This is a genomic window from Phenylobacterium sp. (genome assembly GCF_016793225.1).
In the GTDB taxonomy this organism is placed as follows: Bacteria; Pseudomonadota; Alphaproteobacteria; order Caulobacterales; family Caulobacteraceae; genus Phenylobacterium.
This window is the reverse complement of the sequence record NZ_JAEUMN010000122.1, coordinates 1-17,968: the sequence shown is the minus strand read 5'-3', so window position 1 is coordinate 17,968 and position 17,968 is coordinate 1. Positions and strand designations below refer to the sequence as shown.

At 69.1% G+C, this 17,968-nt stretch carries 25 protein-coding genes; all 25 read left to right on the top strand.

Annotation, left to right across the window (positions count from 1 at the left end):
- Positions 1–72 (top strand): uL14 family ribosomal protein (locus JNK30_RS14575; protein ID WP_293483191.1); only part of this gene is annotated, 72 nt, incomplete at its 5' end.
- Positions 72–386: a 50S ribosomal protein L24 gene (gene rplX, locus JNK30_RS14570; RefSeq protein ID WP_293483189.1), complete on the top strand. Its 315-nt coding sequence runs from the start codon at positions 72–74 to the stop codon at positions 384–386. The genes JNK30_RS14575 and rplX, both read left to right, overlap by 1 nt.
- A complete protein-coding gene (gene rplE, locus JNK30_RS14565; RefSeq protein WP_293483187.1) occupies positions 379–939 on the top strand; it encodes a 50S ribosomal protein L5 in 561 nt (186 codons plus the stop codon). Before rplX ends, rplE begins: the two co-directional genes overlap by 8 nt.
- 21 nt (positions 940–960) lie before the next feature.
- Positions 961–1,266 (top strand): 30S ribosomal protein S14, encoded by a 306-nt coding sequence (rpsN, locus tag JNK30_RS14560; RefSeq protein WP_293483185.1) that lies wholly within the window; start codon positions 961–963, stop codon positions 1,264–1,266.
- Between the two features lie 13 nt (positions 1,267–1,279).
- The gene (gene rpsH / locus JNK30_RS14555) at positions 1,280–1,675 is read left to right on the top strand and encodes a 30S ribosomal protein S8 (RefSeq protein ID WP_293483183.1); all 396 of its coding nucleotides are present in this window, start codon (positions 1,280–1,282) and stop codon (positions 1,673–1,675) included.
- 1 nt (position 1,676) lies between these two features.
- On the top strand, positions 1,677–2,210 hold the full coding sequence (gene rplF / locus JNK30_RS14550; protein ID WP_293483181.1) for a 50S ribosomal protein L6: 534 nt from the start codon (positions 1,677–1,679) through the stop codon (positions 2,208–2,210).
- A 3-nt stretch (positions 2,211–2,213) separates the two neighbouring features.
- Positions 2,214–2,573: a 50S ribosomal protein L18 gene (gene rplR / locus JNK30_RS14545; protein ID WP_293483179.1), complete on the top strand. Its 360-nt coding sequence runs from the start codon at positions 2,214–2,216 to the stop codon at positions 2,571–2,573.
- Positions 2,574–2,582: 9 nt separating this feature from the next.
- Positions 2,583–3,191 (top strand): 30S ribosomal protein S5, encoded by a 609-nt coding sequence (gene rpsE / locus JNK30_RS14540; RefSeq protein WP_293483177.1) that lies wholly within the window; start codon positions 2,583–2,585, stop codon positions 3,189–3,191.
- 4 nt (positions 3,192–3,195) lie between these two features.
- On the top strand, positions 3,196–3,375 hold the full coding sequence (gene rpmD, locus JNK30_RS14535; protein ID WP_293483176.1) for a 50S ribosomal protein L30: 180 nt from the start codon (positions 3,196–3,198) through the stop codon (positions 3,373–3,375).
- A 78-nt stretch (positions 3,376–3,453) separates the two neighbouring features.
- On the top strand, positions 3,454–3,939 hold the full coding sequence (gene rplO, locus JNK30_RS14530; RefSeq protein ID WP_293483175.1) for a 50S ribosomal protein L15: 486 nt from the start codon (positions 3,454–3,456) through the stop codon (positions 3,937–3,939).
- Between the two features lie 83 nt (positions 3,940–4,022).
- Entirely contained in the window at positions 4,023–5,375 is a 1,353-nt protein-coding gene (gene secY / locus JNK30_RS14525; protein WP_293483174.1) for a preprotein translocase subunit SecY, read from the top strand.
- 78 nt (positions 5,376–5,453) lie between these two features.
- Positions 5,454–6,020, top strand: a complete 567-nt coding sequence (locus JNK30_RS14520) for an adenylate kinase (protein ID WP_293483173.1) — start codon at positions 5,454–5,456, stop codon at positions 6,018–6,020.
- 70 nt (positions 6,021–6,090) lie between these two features.
- On the top strand, positions 6,091–6,777 hold the full coding sequence (locus tag JNK30_RS14515; RefSeq protein ID WP_293483172.1) for an MgtC/SapB family protein: 687 nt from the start codon (positions 6,091–6,093) through the stop codon (positions 6,775–6,777).
- A 321-nt stretch (positions 6,778–7,098) separates the two neighbouring features.
- Positions 7,099–7,467 carry a 30S ribosomal protein S13 gene (rpsM, locus tag JNK30_RS14510; protein WP_293483171.1) on the top strand — a complete coding sequence of 123 codons (369 nt, stop codon included), beginning with the start codon at positions 7,099–7,101 and terminating at the stop codon, positions 7,465–7,467.
- A gap of 12 nt (positions 7,468–7,479) precedes the next feature.
- Positions 7,480–7,869, top strand: a complete 390-nt coding sequence (gene rpsK, locus JNK30_RS14505) for a 30S ribosomal protein S11 (RefSeq protein ID WP_012521811.1) — start codon at positions 7,480–7,482, stop codon at positions 7,867–7,869.
- 73 nt (positions 7,870–7,942) lie between these two features.
- Positions 7,943–8,959: a DNA-directed RNA polymerase subunit alpha gene (locus JNK30_RS14500; RefSeq protein ID WP_293483170.1), complete on the top strand. Its 1,017-nt coding sequence runs from the start codon at positions 7,943–7,945 to the stop codon at positions 8,957–8,959.
- Between the two features lie 181 nt (positions 8,960–9,140).
- Positions 9,141–9,560 carry a 50S ribosomal protein L17 gene (rplQ, locus tag JNK30_RS14495; protein ID WP_293483168.1) on the top strand — a complete coding sequence of 140 codons (420 nt, stop codon included), beginning with the start codon at positions 9,141–9,143 and terminating at the stop codon, positions 9,558–9,560.
- 191 nt (positions 9,561–9,751) lie between these two features.
- The gene (locus tag JNK30_RS14490; RefSeq protein WP_293483166.1) at positions 9,752–11,599 is read left to right on the top strand and encodes an alpha/beta fold hydrolase; all 1,848 of its coding nucleotides are present in this window, start codon (positions 9,752–9,754) and stop codon (positions 11,597–11,599) included.
- An 83-nt stretch (positions 11,600–11,682) separates the two neighbouring features.
- Positions 11,683–12,138, top strand: a complete 456-nt coding sequence (locus JNK30_RS14485; RefSeq protein ID WP_293483164.1) for a VOC family protein — start codon at positions 11,683–11,685, stop codon at positions 12,136–12,138.
- Entirely contained in the window at positions 12,135–12,467 is a 333-nt protein-coding gene (locus tag JNK30_RS14480; RefSeq protein WP_293483162.1) for a helix-turn-helix transcriptional regulator, read from the top strand. The genes JNK30_RS14485 and JNK30_RS14480 overlap by 4 nt, the downstream gene beginning before the upstream one ends.
- Positions 12,464–12,928: an SRPBCC domain-containing protein gene (locus JNK30_RS14475; protein ID WP_293483161.1), complete on the top strand. Its 465-nt coding sequence runs from the start codon at positions 12,464–12,466 to the stop codon at positions 12,926–12,928. Before JNK30_RS14480 ends, JNK30_RS14475 begins: the two co-directional genes overlap by 4 nt.
- Positions 12,929–13,018: 90 nt before the next feature.
- Positions 13,019–14,257 (top strand): TCR/Tet family MFS transporter, encoded by a 1,239-nt coding sequence (locus JNK30_RS14470; RefSeq protein WP_293483160.1) that lies wholly within the window; start codon positions 13,019–13,021, stop codon positions 14,255–14,257.
- A gap of 140 nt (positions 14,258–14,397) precedes the next feature.
- Positions 14,398–15,777: a Do family serine endopeptidase gene (locus tag JNK30_RS14465; RefSeq protein WP_293483159.1), complete on the top strand. Its 1,380-nt coding sequence runs from the start codon at positions 14,398–14,400 to the stop codon at positions 15,775–15,777.
- A gap of 62 nt (positions 15,778–15,839) precedes the next feature.
- Positions 15,840–17,447 (top strand): AbgT family transporter, encoded by a 1,608-nt coding sequence (locus JNK30_RS14460; protein WP_367118755.1) that lies wholly within the window; start codon positions 15,840–15,842, stop codon positions 17,445–17,447.
- Between the two features lie 48 nt (positions 17,448–17,495).
- A partial coding sequence (locus tag JNK30_RS14455; RefSeq protein WP_293483158.1) for an AAA family ATPase occupies positions 17,496–17,968 on the top strand: 473 nt, incomplete at its 3' end.

Genomic DNA, 17,968 nt, shown 5'->3' with positions numbered 1-17,968 from the left:
GGCCCGGTTCCCCGCGAACTGCGCGCGAAGAACCACATGAAGATCATTTCGCTCGCGCCCGAGGTGCTGTGATGGCCGCGAAGATCAAGAAGGGGGACCGCGTCGTGGTCCTCACCGGGAAGGACAAGGGCCGTCAGGGCGCCGTCCTGAAGGTCCTGCCCAAGGACAACCGCGTCGTCGTGGAAGGCCTGAACATGGTTCAGCGCCATACGCGCCCGACGCAGTTCGATCCCCAGGGCGGCATCAAGAACAAGGAAGCGTCGATCCACCTGTCGAACGTGGCCATCGTCGATTCGAACGGCAAGCCGACCCGCGTCGGCTTCAAGGTCGAAGGCGACAAGAAGGTCCGTATCGCCAAGACGACCGGCGAGGTGATCAATGGCTGATCAGGCTTACGAACCGCGGCTCAAGACCGAGTACCGCCAGCGCATCCGTGGGAAGCTGAAGGAAAAGTTCGGCTACACCAACGAGATGCAGATCCCCAAGATCGAGAAGATCGTGATCAACATGGGGGTCGGCGAGGCCGTCGCGGACTCCAAGAAGATCCAGTCGGCGATGGCGGACCTGGCGAAGATCGCCGGCCAGAAGCCGGTGGCCACCAAGGCGCGTCTGTCGATCGCCAGCTTCAAGCTGCGCGAGGGCATGACGGTCGGCTGCAAGGTCACGCTGCGCAAGGATCAGATGTACGAGTTCCTCGACCGTCTGATCACCATCGCGCTGCCGCGCGTGAAGGACTTCCGGGGCCTGAAGCCCACGTCCTTCGACGGCCGCGGCAACTACGCCATGGGCCTCAAGGAGCACATCGTGTTCCCGGAGATCAACTACGACCAGATCGACCAGATCTGGGGCATGGACATCATCGTCACCACGACTGCGAAGACCGACGAGGAAGCCCGTGAGCTTCTTCGGGAATTCCAGTTCCCGTTCGTGCAGCAATAGGCGGCGGGAAGGAACAGGCACATGGCCAAGAAAAGCGCTGTCAATCGCAACGAACGGGTCAAGAAGCTCGTCAAGCAACACGCCGCAAAGCGCGATGCGCTGAAGGCTGTCGCGAACGACGAGTCCCTGCCGCTCGAAGAACGTTTCGAAGCCCGGCTGAAGCTCGCCGAGCTGCCGCGGAACTCGTCGCCCACCCGCATCCGCAACCGGTGCGAGGTCACGGGCCGTCCGCGCGGCTACTACCGCAAGCTGAAGATGAGCCGGATCTCCCTGCGCGACCTCGGTTCGCACGGGCTGATCCCCGGCCTCGTCAAGTCGAGCTGGTAAGGAGGGTCTGAAGATGGTCAACGACCCCATCGGCGATCTGATCGCCCGCATCAAGAACGCCGCCTCGCGCGGCCGCACGAAGCTCTCGACGCCCGCGTCGAAGATGCGCGCGCGCGTCCTCGACGTGCTGCTCGACGAGGGCTACATCCGCGGCTACCACCTGGTGGAGAAGCCCGGCGCGTTCCCCGAGTTCGAGATCGAGCTCAAGTACTTCGACGGCGCTCCGGTGATCGTGGAGATCGCCCGCGTGTCGAAGCCGGGCCGTCGCGTCTATTCGTCGATCAAGGACCTGAAGCCGGTGAAGAACGGCCTCGGGATCTCGATCCTGTCGACGCCCAAGGGCGTCATGTCGGACACCGCGGCCCGCGAGGCCAACGTGGGCGGCGAAGTGCTCTGCCGGGTCTACTAAGATGTCGCGCATCGGAAAGAAGGCGGTCGCCATCCCGCAAGGGGTCACGGTGACGCTCGACGGCCAGACGGTCACGGTGAAGGGCCCCAAGGGCCAGCTCGCCTGGACGGTCGCCGAAGAGATCGAGGTGAAGCAGGAGGGCTCCGAGCTCGTCCTGTCGAAGCGCCAGGACACCACCCGCGCCCAGGCGATGTGGGGCCTGTCCCGCACGCTGGTGAACAACATGGTCGTGGGCGTCACCCAGGGCTACGAGCAGACGCTCGAGCTCGTGGGCGTCGGCTACCGCGCCGCGATGAAGGGCCAGGCGCTCTCCATGCAGCTCGGGTTCAGCCACGACGTCGACATCCCGCCGCCGGCGGGCATCGCGTTCGCCACGCCGAAGCAGACCGAGATCAAGATCTCGGGCATCGACAAGCAGCTGGTCGGCGAAATCGCCGCCCGGATCCGCCGCATCCGTCCGCCGGAACCCTACAAGGGCAAGGGCGTGCGCTATGCGGGCGAGACGGTCCGGCGCAAGGAAGGCAAGAAGAAGTAAGCCATGGCCCTTTCTCCCCGTGAATCGACGCAGCGCCGCGCCCAGCGCGTCCGCACCCGGCTTCGGTCGGTGGCGAACGGCCGCCCGCGCCTGTCTGTCTTCCGCTCGTCCAAGAACATCTACGCCCAGGTCATCGACGATGAGAACGGCGTGACCCTGGCCGCCGCGTCCTCGCTGGAAGGCGAGAAGGGCAAGAGCAAGGGCTCGGACAAGGACGCCGCCGCCAAGGTCGGCGCCCTCGTGGCCCAGCGTGCGATCGAGAAGGGCGTCAAGGACGTCATCTTCGACCGTGGCGGCTACCTGTACCACGGCCGGGTCAAGGCCCTGGCCGACGCGGCTCGTGAAGCCGGCCTGAATTTCTAAGGAACGATCATGGCTCGCAGAGACGAACAGCGCGGCGATCGTCGCAATCGCAATCCCGAAGAGGAACGCGACAGCGAGATCGTCGAGAAGCTGGTCCACATCAACCGCGTCGCGGCCACCGTGAAGGGCGGCCGCCGGTTCTCGTTCGCCGCCCTGATGGTGGTGGGCGACCAGAAGGGCCGCGTGGGCTTCGGTCACGGCAAGGCGCGCGAAGTGCCGGAAGCCATCCGCAAGGCGACCGAGGAAGCCAAGAAGTCGATGATCCGCGTTCCGCTGCGCGAGAGCCGCACCCTGCACCACGACGGCGCGGGCCGTTGGGGCGCTGGCAAGGTGATGGTCCGTGCGGCGCCTCCCGGCACCGGCGTCATCGCCGGCGGTCCGATGCGCGCGGTGCTCGAGACCCTGGGCGTCCAGGACGTCGTCGGCAAGTCGGTCGGCTCGTCCAACCCCTACAACATGGTGCGCGCGACGTTCGAAGCGCTGAAGGCCCAGTCCTCGCCCCGCCAGGTGGCGGCGAAGCGCGGCAAGAAGGTCTCGGACGTGATCGGCCGCCGCTCGGACGGCGCCTCGGCGGCTCCGGCCTCGCAAGAGGCGGCCACCGCGGACGCGGAGGCTTAATCCGATGGCCAAGATCACCGTTCGCCAGACCGGCAGCCCGATCCGCCGGACCAAGGACCAGCGCGCGACCCTCGTGGGCTTGGGCCTGAACCGCGTCGGCCGGGTCGCCACGCTCGAGGACACCCCCTCGGTGCGCGGCATGATCGCCAAGGTTCACCATCTGGTCGAGGTCGTCGAAGGCTAACGCCTTCGGCGGCGTCGCCGCATTGCACATCAGCCGAGTCCGGCGCTCGCCGGGCGAATGATCTCCAAGGAGAGGCGCATGACCAAACTCAACGAACTCGCCCCGCGTGAGGGCTCCACCAAGGGCCGCATGCGCGTCGGCCGCGGCCCGGGCTCGGGCAAGGGCAAGACCGCCGGCCGCGGCGTCAAGGGTCAGAAGGCGCGCACGGGCGTCTCGATCGCCGGGTTCGAAGGCGGCCAGATGCCGCTGCACATGCGCATGCCCAAGCGCGGCTTCAACTCGCGCAACCGCAAGGAATTCGCCGAGGTGAACCTGTGGCGCATCGAGCAGGCGGTCGCCGCCGGCAAGCTCGACGCCGGCAAGGCCATCGACGCCGACGCCCTTCTGGCCGCGGGCGTGATCCGCCGCGCCAAGGACGGCGTGAAGCTGCTGGGCGAGGGCGAGCTGAAGTCCAAGCTCACCCTGACGGTCTACGCGGCCACCGCCTCGGCCCGCGCCGCGGTCGAGAAGGCCGGCGGGACCCTGACCACCACCAAGCCGGAAGCCGCCGCGGCCGAGGCCTGAGCCGCACTGTGACAAACCCGCCCTCGCTTATGGGGGCGGCGCGTCCTATGTGAGCACGACGACCGAGTCAGGGGATTTGCCGTATGGCTTCGGCTGCTGAACAGCTCGCCGCCAATCTGAACTTCGAGGCCTTCTCCAAGGCCACGGAGCTGCACAAGCGGATCTGGTTCACGCTCTGGGCGATGGTCATCTATCGCCTGGGAACCTACATCCCGATCCCCGGCATCGACCCCGCCGCGTTCCAGCAGGCGTTCCAGGGCCAGGCCCAGGGCATCCTGGGCATGTTCAACATGTTCTCGGGCGGCGCCGTCGAGCGGATGGCCATCTTCGCCCTGAACGTGATGCCGTACATCTCGGCGTCGATCATCGTGCAGCTGCTCGGCACCGTCTATCCGCCGTGGGAGAAGCTGCGGAAGGAAGGCGGGGAGGCGGGCCGCAAGACCCTCAACCAGTACACCCGCTACCTCACCGTCGTGCTGGCGGTGTTCCAGAGCCTCTCCATCGCCGTCGGCCTGCAGCAGAGCCCCGGGATGGTCGAGAACCCCGGCGTGTTCTTCCTCGTCTCGACGGTCGTGACGCTGACCGGCGGCACCATGTTCCTGATGTGGCTGGGCGAGCAGATCACCAGCCGCGGCGTCGGCAACGGCATTTCGCTGATCATCTTCGCCGGCATCGTGGCCGTCCTTCCGGGCTCGATCGTCCAGGCCCTGGAGCTGACGCGGACCGGCGCCATGACCGTCGGCGTGCTCATCCTGATCGCGATCCTGGCCGTGACCGTCACGATGGCGATCGTGTTCATGGAGCGCTCGCAGCGCCGCCTGCTCGTGCAGTACCCGAAGCGCCAGGTCGGCAACCGCATGTTCGGCGGCGACACCAGCTTCCTGCCGCTGAAGATCAACACCTCGGGCGTGATCCCGCCGATCTTCGCCTCGTCGCTCCTGCTGCTGCCGGCCACGGCGATGGGCTTCGCGGTCTCCGCGGACCTGCCCGAATGGCTGCAGTGGCTGCCGTTCGCCGTGGGCCAACTCCAGCACGGCCAGCCGCTCTTCATCCTGCTCTACGGCCTGCTGATCATCTTCTTCTGCTTTTTCTACACCTCGGTCGTGTTCAACCCAGAGGACACGGCGGAGAACCTGCGCAAGTACGGCGGCTTCCTGCCCGGCATCCGGCCCGGCAAGCGGACGGCCGAGTACCTCGACTATGTCCTGACCCGCCTGACCGTCATCGGCGCCGCCTACATCACCCTGGTCTGCATCCTGCCGGAGGCGCTGATCGGCGTCCTGGGCACCCAGCAGTTCTACCTGGGCGGCACGTCGCTGCTGATCGTCGTCAGCGTCACCATGGACACCGTGGCGCAGATCCAGTCGCACCTTCTGGCCCACCAGTACGAAGGCCTCATCAAGAAGTCGAAGCTGCGGGGCCGCGGCCGCGGCTAGGCGCGACCGATTGGCTTCCGCAAGGGCACGCCGCCACCAAGAGCGGTGCGCCCGTTGAGTCGTGGGGGAAAGCTCGAGATGAACCTTATCCTGTTCGGTCCGCCGGCGGCGGGGAAGGGGACGCAGGCCAAGCGGCTGGTGGACGGCCGCAACATGGTCCAGCTCTCCACGGGTGACATGCTGCGCGCGGCGATCGCGTCCGGCTCCGAACTCGGCAAGCGCGTCGAGGGGATCATGCAGCGGGGCGACCTGGTCTCGGACGAGATCGTGATCGAGCTCATCGAGAGCCGCCTCCCGGAGGCCGAAGCCGCGGGCGGCGCGATCTTCGACGGCTTCCCCCGTACGCTCCCGCAGGCCGAGGCCCTGGACAAGATGCTGAAGGGCCGGGGCAGCCAGATCGACCTGGTCCTGCGACTGAAGGTCGACGACGAGGCGCTCAAGCAGCGCATCGCCGGCCGCTTCGCGGAATCGGGCCGTCCGGACGACAATCCCGAGAGCTTCGTCGTTCGCCTGAACGCCTACAACGCCCAGACGGCGCCGCTGCTGCCGTACTACGAGGGTCAGGGCAAGCTGGTGGAAGTCGACGGCATGGGCGCCATCGACACGGTCGCGGCCGCCATCGACGCGGCGCTGGACCGCCGCTGAGGCGCCGGTGCAGGCGGGGCGGGGAACGCCCGGCCCTCTGTGACATTTGCCGTCCATTGCGGAGGCTGCGATGGACCTTCTGGACGGCGATATCCTATGGCCGATCGTCGGCTCGGTGCTTGCCGGCGGCATCATCGGGCTGGAACGCGAGTATCGCGCCAGCCCGGCGGGACTGCGCACGCACATCCTGGTCTGCCTGAGCTCCACCCTCCTGATGCTGGCGGCCGTGCACCAGATCCGCTGGCTCGGCGATACGCCGCAGGAGATCATCCGCATCGACCCGGTCCGGATGGCGCACGGCGTGCTCACCGGGATCGGCTTCCTGTGCGGCGGCGTGATCTTCCGGGAAGGGTTCAACGTCCGTGGCCTGACCACGGCGGCCTCGCTCTGGACCGCCTCGGCCCTCGGCACCCTGTTCGGCGTCGGCTTCTACGCCCTGGCGATCATGGGGGCGGCGTTCACGCTGCTGGTCCTGGCGGCGGTGACGATCAAGGAAACCCTGCTGCCGCAGAATCAGTACGGCGACATCAAGGTCCGATTCCATCGCGACGCGCCCGTGTCCGGACAGGACTACCGCCGGATGCTCGAGGAACAGGGGCTGCGGCCGCTGTCGCTGACCCGCAGCCTGGACGGGGACATCCTGGAGTACAGCGCCACCGTGGGCGGCTTTCGCGAAGCGCGGGCCGAGGCGCTGGCGTTCGCGTTGCGAAGCGACGCCGCGGTGCTGGGCTTCCATTGCCTGCCGCACAGGCCGTGACGCCGACGGTCGGCCGGAGCCGGGCGGGCAGGGCCGGTCGCACCTTGGCCACGTTGCGCCTCTCCCCGCGTCGTGCTTTCCTTCCCGCGTCGCCCCGCTGCGTCGGCGGCGCGCCGGACGGATCGCACGGGTGAGGCCGGGCCTCGCGCGCGAAGGGATTCGTTCACAAATCCGCGTTTCCGCCATTGACGGAGGCGCGGCGATCCATATAACGAAGCGCTTCCGCGAAAGAGCGCGAAGGACGCGCCGGCCTATGCCTATGGCAGAGATGGGCCGGGGCGCCGTTTGCGCTTCTCTCGCGTGATCAGGAGATTACCTCACGTGGCCCGTATCGCTGGCGTCAACATTCCCACCAACAAGCGCGTCGTCATCGCGCTGCAGTACATCCATGGCATCGGCCCGGCGAAGGCGCGGGAGATCGTCAGCAAGGTCGGCATCGAGGACGCCCGCCGCGTCAATCAGCTGACCGACCAGGAGGTCCTGCAGATCCGCGAGACCATCGACCGCGACTACATGGTCGAAGGCGACCTGCGCCGCGAGACCGCGGTCAACATCAAGCGCCTCATGGACCTGGCCTGCTACCGCGGCCTGCGTCACCGCAAGGGCCTGCCGGTCCGCGGCCAGCGCACGCACACCAACGCCCGCACCCGCAAGGGCCCGGCCAAGCCGATCGCCGGCAAGAAGAAGTAAGAGAGCTAGTCGATGGCCAAGGAACCGGCGCGCGTCAAACGTCGCGAGCGCAAGAACATCACCTCGGGCGTGGCGCACGTGAACGCCTCGTTCAACAACACCATGGTGACCATCACCGACGCGCAGGGGAACACGATCTCCTGGTCGAGCGCCGGCCTGATGGGCTTCAAGGGTTCGCGTAAGTCGACGCCCTACGCCGCGCAGATGGCGGCGGAAGACGCCGGCCGTAAGGCCGCCGAGCACGGCGTGCGCACGCTGGAAGTCAACGTCTCGGGCCCCGGTTCGGGCCGCGAGTCGGCGCTGCGCGCTCTGCAGGCGGTGGGTATGACGATCACCACCATTCGGGACGTGACCCCTATTCCGCATAACGGCTGCCGCCCGCCCAAGCGCCGGCGCGTCTAGCCGACCGAACTGAATTCCTCCGACGCCGGCCGTGGCTATACGGCCGGCGATCCTGCGTTTTCGAGGGACACCCGTGATCGAAAGAAACTGGAACGAGCTTATCCGTCCCGAGAAGCCGCAAATCGAGACCGGCGCGGACGCCGCCCGCAAGGCGCGTCTGGTGGCCGAGCCGCTCGAGCGCGGGTTCGGCGTGACGCTGGGCAACAGCCTCCGCCGCGTACTTCTCTCCTCCCTGCAGGGCGCGGCGGTGACCGCGGTGCAGATCGACGGCGTGGTCCACGAGTTCTCCTCGCTTGAGGGCGTGCGCGAGGACGTCGTCGACATCGTGCTCAACATCAAGCAGCTGGCGCTGCGGATGCACGCCGAAGGGCCGAAGCGGATGACGCTCCGCGCCACCGGCCCCGGCGCGGTGACCGCCGGCCAGATCGACGCCCCGTCCGACATCGAGATCCTGAACCCCGACCACGTGCTCTGCACGCTGGACGACGGCGCCACCGTGCGCATGGAGTTCACGGTCAACACCGGCAAGGGCTACGTGCCGGCCGAGATGAACCGTCCCGAGGACGCGCCGATCGGCCTGATCGCCGTCGACGCCCTCTATTCGCCGGTGAAGCGCGTCGCCTACCGCGTCGAGCCGACCCGCCAGGGCCAGTCGCTCGACTACGACAAGCTGGTCATGGAAGTCGAGACCAACGGCGCGGTCAGCCCGGTGGACGCCGTGGCCTACGCCGCCCGCATCCTCCAGGACCAGCTGCAGATCTTCATCACCTTCGAAGAGCCGAAGAAGAAGGTCGAGGGCGAGGCCAAGCCGGAGCTGCCGTTCAACCCGGCGCTGCTGAAGAAGGTCGACGAGCTGGAGCTGTCGGTCCGCTCGGCCAACTGCCTGAAGAACGACAACATCGTCTACATCGGCGACCTGATCCAGAAGACCGAGGCGGAGATGCTCCGCACCCCGAACTTCGGCCGCAAGTCGCTGAACGAGATCAAGGAAGTGCTCGCCGGCATGGGCCTCCACCTCGGCATGGACGTGCCGAACTGGCCGCCGGAGAACATTGAAGAGCTCGCCAAGAAGTTCGAAGACCAGATGTAGCCATCGCGCGCCGGCTTCGGACCGCTCCGGCGGTCAGGGCCCGACGAAGCCGCAACAGCGGTGGAGGGCCCCGGCGCTTCGCAGTGACCCAGGCGGAAGCAGGCTGGGATAGGTCAGGCAGGACGTCGACCCAGGAGATCGGGCGCGTCCGGTGGGGTCCAGGTGACCCAGGAGAACGAAAATGCGTCACGGTATCGCGCACCGCAAACTGGGCCGTACGGCCGCCCACCGCACCGCCATGTTCGCGAACATGTCGGCCAGCCTGATCAAGCACGAGCAGATCGTCACGACGCTGCCGAAGGCGAAGGAGCTGCGGCCCTTCGTCGAGAAGCTGGTGACGCTGGCCAAGCGCGGCGACCTGCACGCCCGCCGCCAGGCGATCAGCCAGGTCCGGGACGTCGAGCAGGTCGGCAAGCTCTTCAGCGTGCTGGGCCCCCGCTACAAGGACCGCAACGGCGGCTACATCCGCGTGCTCAAGGCGGGCTTCCGCCACGGCGACAACGCCGCGATGGCGGTGATCGAGTTCGTCGACCGCGACCCGGCCGAGAAGGGCAAGGATTCGGGGCCGACCGCAGAGATCGGCTTCGGCGGCGAAGACTAGCTTACGTCCGCAACGTCTTGAGAAGCCCCGGAAGCCCCGCTTCCGGGGCTTCTTCGCATCTGGGCGGCGGGCGCCTCGTCCGGTCTCCCGTCGCGGGCTTGGCAGAACGTAGAACGTGTTCATAAACTCGCGCGCCGCCGTCGTCCCAAGGGGAGTTCGGCGAGGCGGTTGCGTGGAGTGGCGTAGCGTTCGTGTCGGGGGAAGGCGTACCACAGGAAGCCCATGCGCTGGGCCGCGCGCTGGGCGACTGGTTCGAGGAGCTCGAGCAGATCCTCGACGCGGAGGGGCCGCCGCAGGCCTGGGCCCGCGAAGCCGTGGCCCCCGTGTTCGGCCAACTCGAGACCCCGATGCTGCCGATCGTCGACGCCAGGAGCGTGGCGGCCGGCGTCTATGAGCCGCGCGGAGGCCGGCTCGCCGCGACCCAGGCCTTCCTCGACGGCGGCGGGGACGCGCTGGTCGACGCCGAGCTGCTGACCGCGGTCGGCCGGGGCGCGGAACCTGAATGGCGAACCGTCGAGCGCAGCGCCGGGGGCCCGTCCGCGACCAGCGTGGTGGTCTATGCCGCCGGCCGGCGGACCGGAACCTGGCGGTTGCCCAGGGAGATCCATCAGGCCGCCGAGGCGGCGCCGGGATGCGTCGTCGTCCTGACCACCGCCCTGGACGAGAGCACGCCGCCGCTGCGGGACGCCTGCGCCGCCTTCGGCCTCACCGGCCTGCAGACGCGGGTCGCCCTGGAGTGCATCCGCACCGGGGCCATCCGGACGGCGGCTGAAAACCTGGATGTGTCCTACCAGACGGCGCGCGAGGCGCTGGCGGCCGCCATGAAGCGCGTGGGCGTGCAGCGGTTGCCGGCCCTGGTGACGCGCCTGACCACCCTCGCGTTCGGCGTGTTTCCCGGCCGCGCGAGCTCGGCGGACGTGCTGGCCGACGTCTGGGGTCTGACCGAGCGGCAGATCGCCGTGGCGGGAATGCTGGGGGAGGGGGCCTCGCGCGAGCAGACGGCGCGGCTCCTCGGGATCAGCGTCGCGCTGGTGAAGAAGGAACTCGACGCCGTCTATTCCCTCCTGCAGGTGAGTTCGGGCGCAGGGCTTGCGCGCAAGCTTGTCGAGGCCCGGGCCCTGGGGTGGCTGACGGCCGCGACCGCCGGCGGCGTGGGCTTCGTCGAGGACCTGTCCGAGCCCCTGCGTTTCGCCTTCCGCCCGGATGGCGGGCGGATCGCGTTCAGCGACTATGGGCCCGCCTCGGGCCGGCCGGTGCTGGTCCTGCATTCGAGCATGAGCACACGGATCGTCTCGCGAAAGCTGCTGCGGGCGCTGCACCGCGCCGGGTTCCGCCCGATCGCGATCGACCGCCCGGGGTTCGGCCTCACCGATCCGCTGGACGACGCCGAGGCGTCCCAGCATCCGTTCGAGGCCGCGACCGCCGATGTGGGTCGGGTCCTCGAGCACCTGAAGGTCCGCCGCGCCGACGTCGTCTCGAGGGGCGCGGCCCAGTTCCTCGTGGCGCTGGCGGGCCGCATGCCCGAAGCCCTCGGCCAGATCGTGCTGGTCAACCCCGGCCCGCCCTACCGCTACAGCGGCCGTGCGATCGGCCCGCTCGGCGCCATCAAGGACGCCTTCGTCCGCAACCCCGACACCGTGCGGGTCCTGGCGCCCTTCCTGGCCGGGCAACTCACGTACCGGCGGCTTTCGCGGATGGCCGTGCAGTGGACCCGCGGCAGTCCGCCGGACCAGAAGGCCGCTCAGGATCCGGAGTTCATGGTCGACTTCTTCCGGTCGCTGCAGATGTTCACCACGGGTCGCCACGACGGCTTCCTGCGCGAGCAGGCCGCGATCGCACGCGGGGGCAAGCCGGCGCCCTTCGACAACGCCGCCGGCTGGCAGGTGCTGCTGGGCGCCACGGATGTCCTCTACGACCCGGAGGTCGTCCTGGCCTACTGGCGCGAACTGCTCCCGGGGGCCGAGTTCTCCGTCGTCCGGGACGGCGGCCGCTTCCTGGCCATGACGCATCCGCACCTGGTGATCGAAGCGCTCGGCTGACAGGCGCGGACGGCCACTCCGGAGCTTGCCAGGATAGTTGCGTTGTGTGTTAAATATTGTTCGAGAAGTGAAGGAGAAGGCTCGTGTCCACCCCCCGCGCTCCGTTGGCCTCCGCCATCTGCTACCGCGACCCGAAGGCGGCGCTGAAGTTCCTCGAGGCGGCTTTCGACTTCGAACTCGTCATGCTGATCGAGGACGGCGAGGGGAACCTCGTCCACTCCGAGATGCGCTACGGCGATGGCGTCGTCATGGTCGGCAACGAGTGGAGCGAGGACCACAAGAGCCCGGTGTCCATCGGAGGCAAGAATACCCAGAGCGTGCACATCCATGTCGAGACCGACATCGACGCCCACTGCGCCAAGGCCCGCGCCGCCGGCTTCGAGATCCTGATGGAGCCCGAGACCCAGTTCTACGGCGACCGGACCTACCGATGCCGGGACCCCGAAGGCCACATCTGGACCGTGGGCCAGACGGTGAAGGCGGTCACGCGCGAAGCGGCCGAGGACGCCACCGGGCTCAAGATCACGGGCTGGATGTGACCGCGACCGCCGGTCTCGACCGGACGCTGGCGGCGCTGGCCGATCCCCATCGGCGCCGCGTCGTCGACCTGCTGGCGGAGCGGCCGAGACCCGCGGGGGAGCTGGCCCGCGAGACAGGCCTGTCTCCGCCCGCCATGAGCCGCCACCTGAGGACGCTGCGCGCGAGCGGCCTCGTCGAGGAATCCCATCCGGACTTCGACGCGCGGGTCCGGATCTACGCCCTGAGGCCGGAACCGATGGTTCACCTGCTGCGCTGGCTGGAGGAGAGCGAGCGGCTCTGGTCCGCCCAGCTCCTGGCCTTCAAAGCCCACGTCGAGAAGGACGCATGACGTCCCGCGTCTACGTCGCGCTCCGGGTCAGGGCGACGCCCGCCCGGGCCTTCGCGGCCTTTACCGAGGAGATCGGCGACTGGTGGCAGGCCAGCCCGCTGTTCGAGACCACGCCCCGGCCGGGCCGCCTGTCCTTCGAGACGGGGCCGGAGGGCCGACTCGTCGAAACCCGGGCCGGCGGCAAGGTGTTCGAGATCGGCCGCATCCGCGCCTGGGAGCCGCCGCACCGCCTGGTCTTCTCCTGGCGGCAGGCCTCGTTCCCGCCTGACCTGCAGACCGAGGTCGAGGTGCGGTTCGAGGCGGTCGGCCACGAGACGCGGGTCAGCATCGAGCACCGCGGCTTCGACCGGATCCCGGCCGGCCACGCGGCGCGCCACACCTTCCCCGACCAGGTCCTGCTCGCACGGCTGGGCGAGTACTGGCAGGCCCAGATCCGGGCCATGGGATCGCGGCTGCCATGACGCGGTTGCGCCGGTCTGGGGTTGGTTTCATGCTCGGAGCAGGGGGAGAAACATGACGGCGACCGGGACCATGCCTGCAAGGGCCAACCCATGACCGACGTCGCCGACCGGGGCCGCCGCGCCAGCTTCGGCTTCATCTTCGCGCTCGCGCTGATGAACTCGATCTCGTTCGGCATCATGATCCCGATCCTGCCCCAGGTCGTGAAGGAGCTCGCCGGCGGCGATACGGCGTCGGCCTCGGTCTGGAACGCCGTGTTCGCGGCCTGCTGGGGCCTGATGCAGTTCGTCTGCGGCCCGATCCTCGGCATGTTCTCGGACAGGTTCGGCCGCCGCCCCGTGCTGCTGCTGTCGCTGTTCGGGCTCGGCGTCGATTTCCTCTTCATGGCGTTCGCGCCGACGCTGGGGTGGCTCCTGGTGGGCCGCCTGCTGAACGGCGCCACGGCCGCCAGCTTCTCGACCGCCAACGCCTACCTCGCCGACGTCACGCCGCCGGACCAGCGCGCGAAGGTGTTCGGCTGGATGGGCTCGGCCTTCTCGTTCGGCTTCATCATCGGGCCGTCGATCGGCGGCTTCCTCGGCGAGTACGACCTGCGGCTGCCGTTCCTGGCCGCGGCCGCGCTGACCTTCGCCAACTGGCTCTACGGCTTCTTCGTCCTGCCCGAGTCCCTGCCCGCGGAGCGCCGGGCCCGCGTCTACGACTGGAAGCGCGCGAACCCTGTCGGGGCGCTGCGCCTCCTGCGCTCGCGCCTCGGCCTGCTGCCGCTCGCCTTCGTGGGCTTCCTGTTCCAGATCTCCCACGTGGTGCTGCCGACGATCTTCGTCCTCTACACGACGCACCGCTATGGCTGGTCGCCCGGCATCCTGGGCCTCACGTTCCTGCTCACCGGCGTGCTGGGCGTGATCACCCAGATCTTCCTGGTCGGTCCGACGGTCGCCCGCATCGGCGAGCGCAACACCCTGCTGATCGGCCTCGCCGCGGGGGCCGCCGGGTTCGCCTGGTATGGCTGGGCCGACACGGGGTGGCTCTATCTGCTGGGCGCGCCGGTCTTCGCCCTCTCGGGCTTCATCATGCCGGGCCTGCAGGGGTTGATGACCCGCAAGGTCGAGCCGCACGAGCAGGGGCAGCTGCAGGGGGCCAACCAGAGCCTTTCGGGCATCGGCTCGATCGTGGGCCCGCCGCTGTTCGGCTTCGTCTACGCCTGGTCGCTGCGCGGCGGACATCCGGAGGGCCTCGCCATCTGGCTGGCGGGCGCGATGCTGATCGCCGCGCTGGGCCTTGCCTTCGCCGCCGCCAGGGCTCCCGCGAGGGCCGCCCAGCCCGCCGGGTAGGGCGGTGGCTGTCTCCCGGCGTGCAGCCTTCCGCGGGCCGAAAGCCGCCTGACGAAGCCGTGCGTCTTCGCCATGATTGCGCCGGAAAGCTCGCTAGCGTTTCGCCTTCCGTTTCGGAGAGTCTATTGCCCGCGTCCAGGATGACCGTCCGCCTTCTCGTTCCCGTGCTCGCCATCGCCCTCGCGGCGCCGGCCGCCATGGCCCAGCCCGCGCTCCGCGCCCCGCCCGAGAACGCGGTGGCGATGAAGTCCTCGTTCGCCCCGATCGTGCAGCGCACGGCGCCGGCGGTGGTCAACATATCGGCCAAGCGCCTGGTGCGAGCGCAGACCGACCCCTTCTGGCAGCTGTTCGGCCTGGGCGCCCCGCCCGGCCGGCTGGCCTCGTCCCTGGGGTCGGGCGTGATCGTGCGGGCCGACGGCGTCATCGTCACCAACAACCACGTGGTCGAGAACGGCCAGGAGATCACGGTGGCGCTGAACGACCGCCGCGAGTTCCCCGCGCGCATCCTGCTCGCCGACCCGCGCACGGACCTGGCGGTGCTGAAGATCGACGTCGGCTCTGAGCGCCTGCCGGTCCTCGCGCTGGACGAGAGCGGCGACACGCAGGTGGGCGACCTGGTGCTGGCCATCGGCGATCCCTTCGGCGTCGGGCAGACCGTGACCAACGGCATCGTCTCGGCGCTGAACCGGACCACCAACGACGACGGCTCGGCCTACATCCAGACGGACGCGGCGATCAATCCGGGCAATTCCGGCGGCGCGCTGGTCGACATGGACGGCGAACTCATCGGGGTGAACAGCTTCATCCTCTCGCGATCCGGGTCGTCGTCGGGGGTCGGCTTCGCCATTCCGGCGCCGGTGGTGCGGCGCGTGGTGGACACCGCGGTCGGCGGCGGTCAGCGCGTCGTCCGGCCCTGGCTGGGCGCGCGCACGCAGAGCGTGACGTCCGAGATGGCCCGCAGCCTGGGCCTGCAGCTGCCGCAAGGCGCGCTGGTGGCCGACATCTGGCCCGGCGGCGCCGCCGCAAAGGCCGGCCTGCGCCAGGGCGACGTGGTGCTGCAGGCCGGCGGCCAGCGGGTCGTGGACGCTCCGGCGCTCAACTACCTGATCAACACCCGCCGGCCGGGCGATACGATCCCGCTTCAGGTCCGCCGGGCGAACGGCCGGGACGAGACCCTCACGCTGCGCGCCGAGGCGCCGCCCGCCACGCCCGCGCGCGACGAACGCACGCTGGCCGGCCGCAACCCCTTCGACAGCGCCACCGTGGTCAACCTGAGCCCGGCCGTCGCCAGCGAACTGGGGATCGATCCGTTCGCGGGGCCCGGCGTGCTGGTCACCGCGATCGGCGGCGGCCTGGCGCGCGGCGCCGGCCTGCGCCCCGGCGACATCGTCCGCGAGGTCAACGGCCAGCGGATCGGGCAGGTGCGCGACCTCACGGCGGTGATCGCGACGCCGACGCGCGTCTGGCGGGTGACCATCGAGCGGAACGGCCAGACGGTGACCGCGACCTTCACGGCCTGAAAGGCTTAGCAATGGCCGTCGGCCCCCCTACATAGGGCGGAAGCGGCAGGGGGAGCTCCGGCTTGTCTGACAAGGCGAGGGGCGAGAGCCCGCAGACGACGCGCGGGTTCCTGGCGGCCGTGGAGCGGCTGGGCAATCTGCTGCCCGACCCCATCATGATCTTCGTCTGGCTGATCGCGGGCCTGATGGTGCTGTCCGCCGTCGGCGCCGGCTTGGGCTGGTCGGCCTCGCTCACCTACGCCGGCAAGGAGGCGCCCCAGTTCGGCACGCTGGAGAACGGCGTCCTGACCTTCACGGCGGAATCCCTCTTTTCGGAAGAGAACATCACCCGGTTGCTCACCGAGATGGGCCGCACGCTCACCGGCTTCGCGCCCTTGGGGCAGGTGCTGGTGATCATCTTCGGCGCGGCCGTGGCCGAGCGCGTGGGTCTGCTGAGCGCCTTGATCCGCGCCAGCCTGCGCGACGCGCCGAAGGTGATCCTGACCCCGATGGTCGCCCTCATCGGCATGGTCTCGCACCACGCCTCGGATGCGGCCTACGTCGTCTTCATCCCGCTGGCGGCGCTCCTCTACGCGGCGGTGGGCCGTCATCCGCTGGCCGGGCTTGCGGCGGCCTTCGCCGCGGTATCCGGCGGCTTCGCCGGCAACATCACGCCGGGCCAGACCGACGTGCTGCTGTTCGGATTCACCCAGGAAGCCGCCCGCATCATCGACCCCAGCTGGAACATGAATCCGCTGGGCAACTGGTGGTTCATCCTGGCGATCGTGCTGCTGTTCACCCCGATCATCTGGTTCGTCACGGACCGGATCATCGAACCCCGCCTGGGACCATGGGGCGGCGAACCCGATGATGAGCTGAAGGCGGAGTTGGCGAAGTCCGCCCTGACGGCGGAGGAATGGCGGGGGCTGAAGTTCGCCGGGGTCGCTGCGCTGGTGGTGGTCGCGGGTTTCGCGGCGCTGGCCCTTTGGCCGGGCTACACCCCGCTGATCGACGAGAGCCGGGATGGCCCGTCGCGGCTGCAGCCCTTCTATGCGTCGCTGATCGCCGGCTTCATGCTGCTGTTCCTGTTGAGCGGCATCGCCTTCGGCATCGGCGCGGGCCGGATCCGCCGCGCCGCCGATGTCCTGGAGAAGATGATCGACGGGGTGCGGATGATGGCGCCCTACGTCACCTTCGTGTTCTTCGCCGCCCACTTCGTGGCCATGTTCAACTGGTCACGCCTGGGCCCCATCGCGGCCATTCAGGGCGCCGAGGCGCTGCAGGCGTTCAGCCTGCCTGCGCCGTTCCTGCTTGTGGGCGTGCTGATGTTCTCGTCGGTGCTCGACCTGTTCATCGGCTCGGCGTCGGCCAAGTGGAGTGCGCTCGCCCCCGTGGTGGTGCCGATGTTCATGCTGCTCGGCATTTCGCCCGAGATGACGACGGCCGCCTATCGGATGGGCGACAGCTACACCAACATCATGACGCCGCTGATGTCCTACTTCCCGCTCGTGCTGGCGTTCTGCCGGCGCTGGGATGGCTCGGTGGGCGTCGGCACCCTGCTGTCGCTGATGCTGCCGTATGCGCTGGGCTTCATGGTCGCCGGGATCGGCATGACGGTGGTCTGGGTGGCGCTGGAGTTGCCCCTCGGCCCCGGTGCGGCGGTGAGCTACGCCCTGCCGGGGGCCCGGTGAGGCGACCAGCCGGGTGGGCAGGGGCGTCCGCCATGCTAAACCCTGCGGATGGCCGACCTCTTTGAAGCCGCGGGTCTGACGCCCTCGCAGCCGACGCCTTTGGCCGACCGGCTGCGGCCACAATCGCTGGACGAGGTGGTCGGGCAGGACCACCTCCTCGGGCCTGAGGGACCAATCGGCCGGATGGCGGCCGCGCGCCGTCTTTCGTCGATGATCCTCTGGGGCCCGCCGGGCACGGGCAAGACCACCATCGCCCGCCTGCTGGCCAAGACGGCGGGCTACGAATTCCAGCAGCTCTCGGCGGTGTTCTCGGGCGTCGCCGATCTCAAGAAGGCGTTCGAGCAGGCGCGCACGCGCCGGCTTGCGGGACAGGCCACGCTGCTGTTCGTCGACGAGATCCACCGCTTCAACCGCGCCCAGCAGGACGGTTTCCTGCCGTTCGTGGAGGAGGGGATCGTCACGCTGGTGGGCGCGACGACCGAGAACCCGTCGTTCGAGCTGAACGGGGCGCTGCTGTCGCG

Coding starts and splice junctions, on each gene's coding strand:
- secY (WP_293483174.1), top strand. CDS start 4,023: ATGGCTTCGGCTGCTGAACAGCTCGCCGCCAATCTGAACTTCGAGGCC.
- JNK30_RS14470 (WP_293483160.1), top strand. CDS start 13,019: ATGACCGACGTCGCCGACCGGGGCCGCCGCGCCAGCTTCGGCTTCATC.
- JNK30_RS14475 (WP_293483161.1), top strand. CDS start 12,464: ATGACGTCCCGCGTCTACGTCGCGCTCCGGGTCAGGGCGACGCCCGCC.
- rplO (WP_293483175.1), top strand. CDS start 3,454: ATGACCAAACTCAACGAACTCGCCCCGCGTGAGGGCTCCACCAAGGGC.
- rpsN (WP_293483185.1), top strand. CDS start 961: ATGGCCAAGAAAAGCGCTGTCAATCGCAACGAACGGGTCAAGAAGCTC.
- rplX (WP_293483189.1), top strand. CDS start 72: ATGGCCGCGAAGATCAAGAAGGGGGACCGCGTCGTGGTCCTCACCGGG.
- rplQ (WP_293483168.1), top strand. CDS start 9,141: ATGCGTCACGGTATCGCGCACCGCAAACTGGGCCGTACGGCCGCCCAC.
- JNK30_RS14515 (WP_293483172.1), top strand. CDS start 6,091: ATGGACCTTCTGGACGGCGATATCCTATGGCCGATCGTCGGCTCGGTG.
- rpsH (WP_293483183.1), top strand. CDS start 1,280: ATGGTCAACGACCCCATCGGCGATCTGATCGCCCGCATCAAGAACGCC.
- rpsK (WP_012521811.1), top strand. CDS start 7,480: ATGGCCAAGGAACCGGCGCGCGTCAAACGTCGCGAGCGCAAGAACATC.
- rplE (WP_293483187.1), top strand. CDS start 379: ATGGCTGATCAGGCTTACGAACCGCGGCTCAAGACCGAGTACCGCCAG.
- JNK30_RS14465 (WP_293483159.1), top strand. CDS start 14,398: ATGACCGTCCGCCTTCTCGTTCCCGTGCTCGCCATCGCCCTCGCGGCG.
- rplR (WP_293483179.1), top strand. CDS start 2,214: ATGGCCCTTTCTCCCCGTGAATCGACGCAGCGCCGCGCCCAGCGCGTC.
- JNK30_RS14520 (WP_293483173.1), top strand. CDS start 5,454: ATGAACCTTATCCTGTTCGGTCCGCCGGCGGCGGGGAAGGGGACGCAG.
- rplF (WP_293483181.1), top strand. CDS start 1,677: ATGTCGCGCATCGGAAAGAAGGCGGTCGCCATCCCGCAAGGGGTCACG.
- rpmD (WP_293483176.1), top strand. CDS start 3,196: ATGGCCAAGATCACCGTTCGCCAGACCGGCAGCCCGATCCGCCGGACC.
- rpsE (WP_293483177.1), top strand. CDS start 2,583: ATGGCTCGCAGAGACGAACAGCGCGGCGATCGTCGCAATCGCAATCCC.